Raw genomic sequence first — 12,866 nt, forward strand, 5'->3', positions numbered from 1 at the left:
ATTTTGCAGCTCATTGGAAAAAGTTTAAACGAGTTCTGTAAAAGAGCCATGATTTATTGGATATGGACAATAATTACTGTCCTATTTTAAATGAACTCCTTAAAATTGTATACAAAACAAGTTTAAGAATATAACCAACCAAAATTGTCCCAAAACATTCATTACAGTTAGTTTAATTAGTTAGTTAGATAAGAGATACAGAAAAGCCTAAAAAGTAATAATAGAATTTTTTAGGCTTGTATCTCTTTTAAAAACTAAAACATGAGATGAAAATAAGTGAAAAAACTGATTTATATATTCTTTGGTATAAGCTTAATGTTTTCGGCAAATGCTCAACTTCCTGTCCCTAATGATGTTGGAAAGGTCCATCCACGTTGTTTTGGAAGTGATATGTCCAGAGATGCTGTACAGAAACTGGTAGCAAACAAAGAATGGGCTGCTAAGGATGTAAAACGAACAGAAGAGCGGCTTGCAAAATATCTGGATTATTGTGAGAAAGAACCTGATTGGTTGCTGTCCCGGCTCCAGATGTATTGGAAAACCAAATCTACCCAAGTATATATCAACGGAGGAAGATATCATCATGCAGAGGGTGAAGCCCCTGTACCTACGGTAAGATTCCCGGGCACCAGAGACCACCGCACCAATTATTTTACACCAAGTTTGAAAGACATAAAGCCCTATATGGATGACGAGCGTGGGTTATACCTTCAAAGAAGGGATAACAAGCAATGGGAATGGACAGACATCCCGTCATCGGCCCGCATCGTAGAGTCTATCAACAGGAATATCCTTGGCATTGCAAGAGACGCAGCCTTTATGTATTGGTACACAGGTGAAGATGCCTATGCGCAGCTGGCCTATGGAGTACTAGACACTTATCTAACCGGGCTATACTACCGTACCGGGCCGATAGACCTGAGTCATGGACATCATCAGACACTTGTAGGGTTAACTTCTTTTGAAGTGATTCAGGAGCATTATATTGCTAAAGTAACCCAGGCTTATGATTTTCTCCACGGTTATCTCTCTTCAAATCATCCTAACAAGATTGCGCTATATAGCACCAGTCTGCAGAAGTGGGCAGATCAGGTGATCAAAAATGGGGTCAGCTTTAACAACTGGAACCTTTTTCAGGCAGGACATGTGTCACGCATTGCCCTGGTGCTGGAAAATGACTCGGTCTACGAAAACAGAAAAGGGGCACAATATTACCTCGATCAAATTATGAACCGGACAAGTACCCGACAGTGGTCCATGCAGAAACTGATCGACTACGGTTATGGAGTTGAGGGCATTTGGAATGAAAGCCCGGGGTATTCGTTGGGGGTGCTTAGGGATTTTATTCATTTTTCAGAATTTTATGATCGGACTTTTGATATTGATTTGATCAAAGAACTACCGATCTTGCGCCAAGCAGTACTTTCGGCAACTCAATACCTTTATCCTAATGGCTTTAAGGTGGCTTTTGGCGATGGACACTACGGAAAGCTGCAAGCAGAACCTGTACTTTATATGATCAAAAACGCCAAAAAATTTGGTAAAGAAGAAGATGAAATCCTTTTTACCCGTTTGCTCAAGACCCTGTTTGACGAAAATGTGTATGCCGGTGAATTTAAAGGAAAATATATTGAAGACCTCTTTACGGAAGGACCTCTCAAAGTAAGGGAAGATATTAAAGCAGGTAAGTTGGAAGGCTTTACGTCGCCATTGTTTTATACAACCAATTCCAGTTGGTTAGTACAACGGCAGGGAGAAGGAGATACTGGATTGATGATCAGTCAGATTGGATCGAAGGGGAACCACATGCATTCCAACGGGATTGCCATGGAGCTTTATGGAAGAGGACTTCCATTGGCTCCCGAAATGGGACATGGGTCGAGTTATTTTTCAATAGAGTACGCCGAATACTACACCCAATTCCCGGCACACAATACCGTAATCGTGAATGGGAGATCCAAATACCCTGAAATGAAAAGTAATCATGCGTTTAATGTGGTCACATCTTATCCTAAAAGTGGAAAAAAAGAAGGAAATGTGCCAGGGATCACTTTTTCAGATGTTGAATTTTTAGAGCCGGAAACCAATTCGAACCAACGAAGGGTGATGGGAATCATTAAACATGGTGAAGAGGAAGGATATTATATTGATGTTTTCCGTTCCAAACAAAAGGATGGAAATGATATCAAACATGAATATTTTTATCATAACCTAGGGCAGGAACTTCGGATAGTTGACAAAGAAGGAGAGCCTTTGGATTTACAACCTACCAATAAACTGGCCTTTGGGGATGGAGACCTTATGGCCTATGATTATTTGTGGGATAAAAAATCAATAAAGTATGATAGGGATTTTAAAGGACAGTTCAATTTAAATACAGATGATAGGGGTGTTTCCATGAATTTGTGGATGCAAGGAAGTTCCGGCCGTGAGTTGTTTTCTGTACTTTCTCCAAAATCTACTGCTTTTCGGCATGGTATATTATCAAAAGAATTGGCAGACAAACCTATTCCAACCCTTGTTGTGCGGCAGGAAGGAGAAGCTTGGAAAAAGCCTTTTGTAGCTATTTATGAACCGGCGCTTAATGGTGATAGCAATATCCGATCGGTAGATTATTTTGGAAATAGCGATTGGGTGGGGATACAAGTAAACAATGAATCAGAAATAAAGGACTTTATCTTCTCTTCATCAGAAGCTGATATAAAGATGCAGCACCATGATATAATAATAAAAGGGACTTATGGAGTGGTTAGTTATGAGGATAAAAACAATCGGTTTTCCTTGTTTCTCGGAAATGGAAAATCAATCCAAATGGGAGTGTTTAAGTTGGAGATGAATAAAGATTATGGCACTTCGGCATTGGTTCAACAGGAAGGTGGATTATATTTGACTTCTGAAGCCCCGGTAATATTAACCTTACCAATAAATAATATTAGAAAACAAAAAATACTCATAGATAAAAACGGGAGGTCCTATAAGGGAAAAACAAATAAAAGGGCTAAAACAGTCTCTTTTAAACTCCCTAAACTTGATTATGGTCCCGTTAAAATAATAGAAAAAAATTGAGAAACTTAGCATTCAAATTTGATTATAATACTCAAAGGATCTTAATACCTTGGTGTGTAGTATTGTTATTATCCATGTTTTTCGGATCATGTAATTTCCAGAAAAAACAAACGGAGAAAGATGAGGGGGAGGCAAATAATTCTTCCATGGAAAAATCAATAGAAAAAGGAAAAATTGATGTAGGCGATGCGAGGTTGTATTATGAAATTGTCGGGAGTGGCGAACCGGTTATTCTATTACATGGATATCCTCTGGATAACCGAATGTGGGATGTACAGTTCAAAAAGTTGTCTGATAAATATCAGACTATTCGTTATGATTTGAGAGGATATGGAAAGTCGGATATGCCTGTAGAAGAAGGTCATTATTTGCATGCAGAAGACTTAAAGGCTTTAATGGATTCATTAAAAATAGATAAAGCTCATTTGGTAGGTCTTTCCCTGGGCGCCTTTGTTGCGACCGATTTTATGGCCCTTTATCCGGAAAGATTATTTTCGGTTACTGTTACAGGAGGTGCTATATATGAAGTCCCCGGACCCAATGTGCTTCTTAGTAGTGGGGAAATAGCTGAAAGAAGGAAAAAAATAGTTGAAATAAATCATAAAGGATTGGATACCTATAAAAAAGAATGGCTTAGTTACTTACTAAAAAACACCGGTTCCCAAGGAAAACAGATAGAATCGGATCTTAAGGAAATGATTAGCGATTGGTCCGGATGGCAGGTAAGACATATAGGCCCCAAGTTGTTGTTGGGAAGCTCGGTAAAGAAAAAACTTATGGATAAACAGCCGGAAGTCCCTTTGTTGATATTGATGGGGATGGCTGATTGTAAGGAAAGTCAAAATTCCATGCTGGAGTTGGCCAATTTATTCTCATCGGTTAATATAACGTATTTAAATGATGCCGGGCATATAAGTAATATGGAACAGCCTGAATCATTTAATAAAGCTCTTTTGCTTTTTTTGGAGAAAAATAGTCAAAATAGAAATAATTAGGTAGATGAAAGAAAGATCAGGCATAAGAATTATAGCGATTCTTTTAACAATAATTACATTTTGGGGGTGTAAAGAGCATGATGATGTTTCTGAGAATAAAACATATACATTACCCAGACAACCTAACTATATATCAGAAGTATGGCAAGCCGATCAGGAAGATGGAACCTATAAAAACCCAATCCTCTATGCAGATTATTCAGACCCGGATGTGATAAGGGTGGGGAATGATTTTTTCATGACTGTCAGTAGCTTTAACTGCACTCCCGGTTTGCCTATTTTGCATTCAAAAGATCTGGTGAATTGGAGCATTATCAATTATGCAGTTAACAAACAAATTCCAGAAGAAGTTTTTAATATCCCACAACACAGCAAAGGAGTATGGGCACCATCTATGAGGCACCATAATGGTGAATTCTACATTTACTGGGGAGATCCTGATTACGGTGTTTTTATGGTGAAAGCTAAAGATCCTTCGGGAGAATGGTCAGAACCTATACATATCCTGAAAGGGAAAGGTATCATAGATCCATGCCCGATTTGGGATGGGGAGAATACTTATCTCGTTCATGCCTGGGCAGGGAGCAGGGCAGGAGTAAACAGTTTGTTGACCGTTAGAAGGATGAATGCAGAAGGGACTAAAGTATTAGATGAAGGAAAACATATATTTGATGGTCATGATAACCACCATACGGTAGAAGGCCCCAAATTGTATAAAAAAGATGGTTTTTACTATATTTTTGCACCTGCCGGGGGAGTAGAAGAAGGTTGGCAGTTGGTGTTAAGATCGAAGAATATTTATGGTCCGTATGAAGGAAAGGTTGTTTTAGAGCAAGGTAGTACAAGCATCAACGGGCCACATCAAGGGGCTTGGGTGACTACCCAAAGCGATGAATCCTGGTTTGTACATTTTCAGGATCAGGGAGTATATGGTCGGGTACTTCATTTGAATCCCGTTAAATGGATAGACGGATGGCCTATCATGGGCAAAGATCTGGATGGCAATGGTGTCGGTGAACCGGTCAGGACTCATCGAAAGCCAGATGTAGGAAAGGAATTTCCTGTGAACATGCCCCGGGAAAGCGATGAGTTTAATAATGGTGAGCCCGGTTTGCAGTGGCAGTGGTATGCCAATCCATCAGTGAAATGGAGTGCCCAAATTCCGGGAACGGATTACTTGAGGTTGTTTGCCATGAGCAAAAAGGAATTACCGAATCTTTGGGATATGCCCAATTTGTTACTTCAAAAGCTACCTGCACCCGATTTTACAGTAACCACAAAAGTTAAACTGAATATTGAATGGGACACTTCCGGAAAAACTGCCGGGTTACTAATGATGGGACAATCTTATGCCTACATCGGTATTGCTTATGAAGATGGACAGTATTGGGTGAAACAAGTGAACTGTATTGATGCTATAAACGGAACACCGGAGAAAGTAATACAGCAATTCCCATTACAAAACAATGAGGTAGTTTTAAGAATGGAGGTACAAGCGCCTGATGCAACCTGTCATTTCAGCTTTAGTGAAGATGGGGAAGAATTTATAGAAATAGGAGAAACTTTTAAAGCTCAAAAGGATTTGTGGATCAGCGCCAAAATAGGAATTTTTTCTGTGAGCGAAGATAATGTACGAATGGGTGGTTATGCTGACTTTGATTGGTTTAGGGTTGGTAAGTAGTTAATGTTTTTTGAAGACTTGTCTAAGCCGCCCGTAAGGTAACCAGGTCTTTTTAACAATACTTTAACTTGTTGTCAGGGAGATAAGGAATGGTCATTTGATTGATTTTGAATAAGGTAGTCGTTATGGGCAATAGTTTATAGTTTAAGAGCAATAAATTATCCTCTCTAAGAGCCAAATATTCTAACATTACATTGTATTTGTATATCCTTTGAATAGAACTCATCTTGACTTTTATGATTGAAGTGAAAAATGATAATTTTTGTTCCATATGAAGGCTTTTTTGAGCCGCATAGCTATAGCTACGTGGAGAGAAAAAGACAAATATGGGGCAAAAAGAACATTTTTTTAACCAATTAGGAAAAGTCAAGATGAGTTCATAATAAAAAAAATCATAATAAATGAAGTATATAACCCATCTCTTTCTGTTGTCTATTCTAATTTTGGGGTGCCAGTTTAAGTCCAAGCAAAAAAATAGTAATGAAAATTTAGCTAAAGAGGAGCCTACATTCAGTTTAAACGAGGCGATCAATTATTGTACAGCACAGGCATCACAGACACTTAAACTTATCCCTGAAGGAGAATTGCTACCGAGAAATATCACTAGGGAAAACAATAATGAGTGGAAATATGTTTCTTATAAAGACTGGACCAGTGGTTTTTGGCCGGGAATATTATGGTATTTATATGAATATACAGGTGATGAAAAATGGAGACAGGAAGCAGACCGTTATAGCCGTTACCTTATTCCCCTGTCCAACCAATCGGCTATAGATCATGATCTTGGTTTTCAGGTGTTCAACAGTCTTGGAAATGGATATAAGTTAACGAAAGAGCAAGAATATAAAGAAATTGTTTTACGAACAGCCGATACCCTGGCAACCCTGTATAATCCGAATGTAGGCACTATTTTGTCGTGGCCCCGTGAGGTGCCCGGAATGGAATGGCCCCAACACAATACCATCATGGATAATATGATTAATCTGGAATTGCTGTTTTGGGCTTCAAAAAACGGGGGTACGGATTCGCTTTATGATGTGGCGGTAAACCATGCCCAAACCACTATGGAAAACCATTTCAGGGAGGATTATAGCTCTTATCATGTAGTAGTGTATGATACATTAACAGGTAAACCAATTAAAAAAGTAACCCATCAGGGGTATAGTGATGATAGTATGTGGGCGAGGGGACAAGCTTGGGCTATTTATGGTTATACTATGGTGTATAGGGAAACCAAGGATCCAAAATTCCTTGATTTTGCCCAAAAGGTTACTGATGTTTACCTTAAAAGGTTACCGAAAGATATGATCCCGTATTGGGATTTTAATGTCTCTAATATTCCTAATGAACCCAAAGACGCTTCGGCAGCTGCTGTTACCGCATCAGCTCTTTTGGAGCTTTCTGATTATTTGGATGATACTGAAAAAAGTAATTTTTATAGGGAATCAGCAGAAAAAATGATTAGGGAACTGTCTTCCTCCCGATACCAGAGTAGAGAGAAGAATACGGCATTTTTACTTCATTCAACAGGCCATTATCCAAACGGAAGTGAAATTGACGCATCAATTATTTATGCGGATTATTATTATTTGGAAGCTTTGTTACGATTGAAGAAATTACAGGAAGGAGTTCCCGTAATTGACACAGCACATAATACAAGAACAAGTAGCGGACTATAGCTATTGATCTTTTTGTATTTTTGAGCATGAAAAAAATTTTAATAGGTTTCTTATTTATTGTTGGCCTCCAGTCAATAAATTCTCAACACCTTACTGTAGATGTTAAAATTATCGATGAAGGCTTTGTCTATCAAAAAGCACCGTTTTCACAGTGTCATTCCTCTACGTTGGTTGAATTGGATAACGGGAATATAATGGCCGCCTGGTTTGGCGGAACTCATGAACGGCATCCCGATGTAAGCATTTATAGTGCTGTTTATAATGGGGAAAAATGGTCAGAACTTGAAGAAATTGCCAATGGAGTTGTTGATGACTCCATTAGATATCCGACCTGGAACCCTGTGTTATTCAAAAACAATAACGGAGCCCTGTTCCTATATTACAAAGTTGGCCCATCGCCGAGCGAGTGGTGGGGCATGTACAAAACATCAGAAGATGATGGAAAAACATGGTCGGAAGCCAAAAAACTTCCTGATTCTATTTTAGGACCTATAAAAAATAAACCAATACAGCTTAATGATGGAACAATAATTAGTCCTTCGAGTACAGAGGATGGAAATATTTGGAGAGTTCATATGGAAATTTCTTCTGATGAAGGTTATACATGGAAGAAAGTTTCGGTAGATCCCGAATCAGAGTATAAGGCCATTCAACCAACCTTGATTAAACTGGCCGACGGAACTATTAAAGCATTGATCCGAAGCGATCAGAATGTGATTATGGAAAGTGAAAGTACCGATGAGGGAAAGACATGGACTAAGTTAAAAAAAACAGATATAGCCAATCCGAATTCGGGCATCGATGCAATAACGTTGAAGGACGGAAACCATTTACTGGTTTATAACCCGATGACAAGTGGAAAAAATTGGTGGGAAGGAAGAAGTCGGCTTCATCTGGCATTTTCCAAAGATGGAAGAAATTGGGACGATATTTATATTTTGGAAAACCAAGAGGAAGGAGAATACAGTTATCCTGCAATTATACAGGCCGAAAACGGAATGATTTACATAACCTACACATATGACCGTAAAAAAATAAAATACTATAAATTAAAGATCATGAAGTAGTTAGAAACTTAACTGATTTGTATGATTGCTTATAGTTGTTTATTTATAATGCGAAGTATTGGTACGGTTTTATACGATAAAATGATTCATCCTTTATGCCGGAGTGTTATGGTATCAAGGAGAATCAAATGCAATAATGCTAAAGAAGACAAAAGTCCACTCATTAAAAGTACCTTATACCCCAATTATCATATAATCGACGCACAATGTTTTATTGATGATGATAGACGGATCTATCTTTATTGGGGATCAGCTTTGCTGTGAAAAAAATAGAAGACCTACCAAAACACCTTATGTAAGATAAACTGTACGCTCCGCTAGCCTCTATACAGATTTCACATAAAATGTTGCATTAACATTTATTTTTTGTTTTATTAATAGTTTAATGTACTTTTAATTCTAAATCAACCAACCAGACCTTCTTGTCAAGAGGATTTTTTCTTGCTATAATACTTATTGTGTTATAGCAACAGGTTTTGATTTTACAATAAGGATTATGAAAAAGAAAATAAACATATTGATAGGCTTAGGCTTTCTATTGTTTTTACTAACACCTTGCAAAACTTCCGGGCAAACCATTTCCGGAGCAAAAGAACGGGCGTATTTTGTGAATATGCTCACCAAAATTGCAGATCCGGTGCTGGAGAATCTGAGTAAGGATCAGCTAAAAGAAAATATGCCTGTGGAAAAGGCCGTTCACCCCTATGGAGGCAGGGAAGATGTTACTCATCTGGAAGCTTTGGGAAGGACGTTAGCCGGTATGGCTCCGTGGCTTGAACTAGGTCCGGACGACACCGAAGAAGGCAAACTCCGCGAAAAATATATTCGATTGGCTTTAAAAGGGATTAAAAATGCTGTTGACCCTGATGCCAAAGATTATATGAACTTTACTAAAGGAGGGCAACCTCTTGTTGATGCTGCATTTTTGGCAGAAGCATTAATCCGCGCCCCGAATCAATTGTGGGAACGACTCGATAGTTCGACTCAGCATAATATTATAAAAGAGTTTAAAAAAACAAGGGATATTTCACCTTACTATATGAATTGGTTGCTCTTTAGTGCCACTATTGAGGCGGCTTTACTAAAGTTTGAGGGAAAGGCAGATATGGTCCGCTTGGAATATGCCCTCTTTAAACATGATGAATGGTATCTGGGTGACGGAATTTATGGAGATGGTCCGGATTTTCACTGGGATTATTACAATAGTTATGTTATCCAGCCCATGATGCTGGATATACTTTCAGTATTAAAAGAAAAGAAGGAGCATTTAAAACACTGGGTATATAAAAACAAATTTATAAACCAGGGCGATGTTTTTTTAGATCGTGCACAACGTTATGCTGCCGTCCAAGAACGGTTAATCTCTCCCGAAGGGACTTTTCCACCCATAGGACGTTCGTTGGCATATAGGTGTGGTGCATTTCAGCTGCTTTCACAAATTGCTTTAAAGCAACAATTACCGGATAATCTTAACCCGGCACAGGTACGTTCTGCATTATATGCGGTTATTAAAAAACAGATGGAAGCACCACAAACCTTCGATGAAATGGGGTGGCTTACTATTGGTTTTTATGGACATCAAAAAGAAATAGCAGAACCATATATCTCTACCGGAAGCCTGTATTTATGTACTGCTGCTTTTTTGGTATTGGGTCTGCCGGAACAAACCCTGTTTTGGGCAGCCCCATCTGCCGACTGGACACAAAAAAGTGTATGGGGAGGAGGTGAGGCACCAATAGATCATGCCTATTATCCAAATCAACTTAAAAAAGAGGAAGGTTGGGAAACTGTAATAGACAATGATTCTTTTGAAGATATACGGAAATTTAAGGCTAATTGGAATTATTTTTATCCCTGGGGAAATGACCATAATGGATCAGCAAGGATGTACAGGTCACAGGTTAAGCTTGAAAATAATTCACTGCATTTAAAAGCTTCACCTGTCGCAGAAAGCGAGGGGAAAAGTTCATCGCCACCACATTTAGCGATTAAATACCGATCTGGAGCCATACATGCTAAACACCAGATAAAAATATCAAAAGAACATCCCGAATACACGGTGTCAGGCGAATTTAAAGCTCCGACCGGACAAGGGACATGGCCGGCATTTTGGTTGACAGCAGTTGATGGTTGGCCACCGGAAAGTGATATCCTGGAATTTAAAGGAGATGCAATAAACTGGCAGAACACTTTTATAACACCAAATAATGTTACCACAATTAAAAGGACATTGAAGGATGCATCTGATAATTGGCATACTTATTCGGTTAAATTAAAGTACATTGATGATGAACATACTTCCATCATTTATTATATAGATGGAGAGCAAACAGGGATTCATTACACAAACTTTACAAACAAGCCTTTATGGCTTATCATCAACTTACAAATGGAGGGTTCTTCAGGTGAGCCTGGCCCCAATTCGGAAACATCCTATTTTGCAAGAAATGTTACAGTAAAGAGAAAACTAATGAATGAAGACAATAATTAACTCATAATCAATTAAAATTCTAACTTGTGAAAAAATCAATTTTATACCTGCTTATATTTTTAACAGGTGTATCTGTCAAGGGACAGGAAGACCTGATCAGTAATACCCAGGGAAGGGAAACAGTCTCCCTGAACGGAACATGGCATTATATAGTTGACCCTTATGAAACCGGGTTTTATGATTATCGTTTCAGGGAACGAAGGGAAACCGATGGAGGTGCTTACTGGAACAAATTTGTGAAAAAAAAGAAAACTGACTGGACCGAACACGGATACCAGGCACCCTACAATATAAAAGTTCCCGGTGATTGGAATTCGCAAGACCGGCAATTTGTTTATTATGAAGGGACTGTGTGGTACCAGCGGAATTTTGACAAACCCGAAATGTCTTCAGACGAAGATGTATACCTTTACTTTGGTGCGGTAAACTACGAAGCCCATGTGTATTTGAACGGAAAAAAACTGGGAATGCACAAAGGAGGCTTCACCCCTTTTAATTTTAAGGTTCCAGGAGAATTGCTAAAGGATAAAGATAATTTTTTGGTAGTCCGGGTAAATAACGAACGCCATCCGGAAGAGATCCCTACCGTAAATACCGACTGGTGGAATTATGGCGGTATTACCCGTGATGTAAAACTGGTCATGGTTCCGAAGCAGTTTATTCAGCAATATCATGTCCAGTTAAATCAGGATCAGGATATTATAAAGGCACAACGATCAAAAAAATATGGTATTAAAGGCTGGGTCAAACTGAACGAAGCCGTTACCGATGCAGAGGTTAGCATGGAAATTCCCGAGCTGAAAGTGAAGAAACGATATAAGGTGACAGGCGATTCCCTTAGGTTTGAATTCGATGTAAAAAGAATCAGCCTTTGGTCTACCAATAATCCGAAGTTGTATGATGTATCCCTAAAACTCAATGGAAGCTCTGTTACTGATAAGATCGGTTTCAGAAAAATTGAAGTGGACGGAAAAAAAATCCTGCTGAACGGCAAACAGATTTTTCTGAGGGGGATTAGTATACACGAAGAGATTCCCCAGGAAGCAAGAAGGGCCAATAGCAAAAAAGATGCAGCACAGTTGTATAGCTGGGTAAAAGAACTGGATGCTAATATGGTGCGTCTGGCACATTATCCGCACAATGAATACATGCCGCGTATGGCCGATTCGCTCGGTATCCTGGTTTGGACAGAGATCCCAGTATACTGGACCATTGATTTCGGGAATCGTGAAGTGTTGAAAAAAGCACAAAAACAGTTAAGGGAAATGATTTCCCGTGACCGGAACCGAGCATCGGTAATCATCTGGTCGGTAGGTAATGAAACCCCGGTTAGTGAGACCCGTACCAAATTTATGAGCACTTTGGTAAAAGAAACTAAAAAGTCAGACCCCACACGTTTGGTTTCAGCAGCATTAGAGGTAGGGTATAATAAAGGAAGAAATTACGTAGATGATCCATTGGGAGAGTATACAGACATCGTTTCTCTAAATGAATATCTGGGTTGGTATGGAGGTTTGCCCGATGCCTGTAAAACTGCGCAATGGGAAACAAAATATAACAAGCCTTTCTTTATCAGTGAAACCGGTGCCGGGGCAAAAGGAGGTTTTCACGATGAAAAGGAAATGCGATTTAGCGAAGAATATCAGAAATGGTATTATGAGGAGCAGGTAGCCATGTTCAAAGAGCGTTTCCCAGATAATTTTAGCGGTGTATCCCCTTGGATACTTGTCGATTTCCGTTCTCCCAGAAGAAACAACCCGGATTACCAGGAAGGTTGGAATCGTAAAGGGTTAATAGATAATAAGGGAAATAAAAAACTGGCTTTTTATGTGCTTCAACAATATTATAAAGAACTGAAAGAAAAGGCTGGGCATTAGAATATTTAAA

General features: G+C 38.9%; 7 protein-coding genes. All 7 read left to right on the top strand.

The genetic code is table 11. From position 1 onward, the window contains the following. Positions 1-276: 276 nt before the first annotated feature. The 7 genes from OOZ15_RS01845 to OOZ15_RS01875 all read left to right on the top strand — a co-directional run bounded on the left by OOZ15_RS01845 (position 277) and on the right by OOZ15_RS01875 (position 12,856). Complete coding sequence (locus tag OOZ15_RS01845; protein WP_265954004.1) at positions 277-3,066, top strand: endo-acting ulvan lysase-like protein; 2,790 nt, start codon at positions 277-279, stop codon at positions 3,064-3,066. A gap of 146 nt (positions 3,067-3,212) precedes the next feature. After that, the gene (locus tag OOZ15_RS01850) at positions 3,213-4,061 is read left to right on the top strand and encodes an alpha/beta fold hydrolase (protein WP_265954005.1); all 849 of its coding nucleotides are present in this window, start codon (positions 3,213-3,215) and stop codon (positions 4,059-4,061) included. Between the two features lie 4 nt (positions 4,062-4,065). Beyond that, positions 4,066-5,742, top strand: coding sequence for a glycoside hydrolase family 43 protein (locus OOZ15_RS01855; RefSeq protein WP_265954006.1), 1,677 nt, complete (start codon positions 4,066-4,068; stop codon positions 5,740-5,742). Positions 5,743-6,143: 401 nt separating this feature from the next. Beyond that, on the top strand, positions 6,144-7,421 hold the full coding sequence (locus OOZ15_RS01860; protein WP_265954007.1) for a glycoside hydrolase family 88 protein: 1,278 nt from the start codon (positions 6,144-6,146) through the stop codon (positions 7,419-7,421). A 26-nt stretch (positions 7,422-7,447) separates the two neighbouring features. Beyond that, positions 7,448-8,488, top strand: coding sequence for a sialidase family protein (locus tag OOZ15_RS01865; protein WP_265954008.1), 1,041 nt, complete (start codon positions 7,448-7,450; stop codon positions 8,486-8,488). A 496-nt stretch (positions 8,489-8,984) separates the two neighbouring features. Then, positions 8,985-10,979, top strand: a complete 1,995-nt coding sequence (locus tag OOZ15_RS01870; protein ID WP_265954009.1) for a DUF2264 domain-containing protein — start codon at positions 8,985-8,987, stop codon at positions 10,977-10,979. A gap of 26 nt (positions 10,980-11,005) precedes the next feature. Further along, positions 11,006-12,856 (top strand): glycoside hydrolase family 2 protein, encoded by a 1,851-nt coding sequence (locus tag OOZ15_RS01875; protein ID WP_265954010.1) that lies wholly within the window; start codon positions 11,006-11,008, stop codon positions 12,854-12,856. Positions 12,857-12,866 lie beyond the last annotated feature (10 nt).

It is taken from the genome of Galbibacter kalidii, assembly GCF_026241135.1.
Lineage (GTDB): Bacteria > Bacteroidota > Bacteroidia > Flavobacteriales > Flavobacteriaceae > Galbibacter.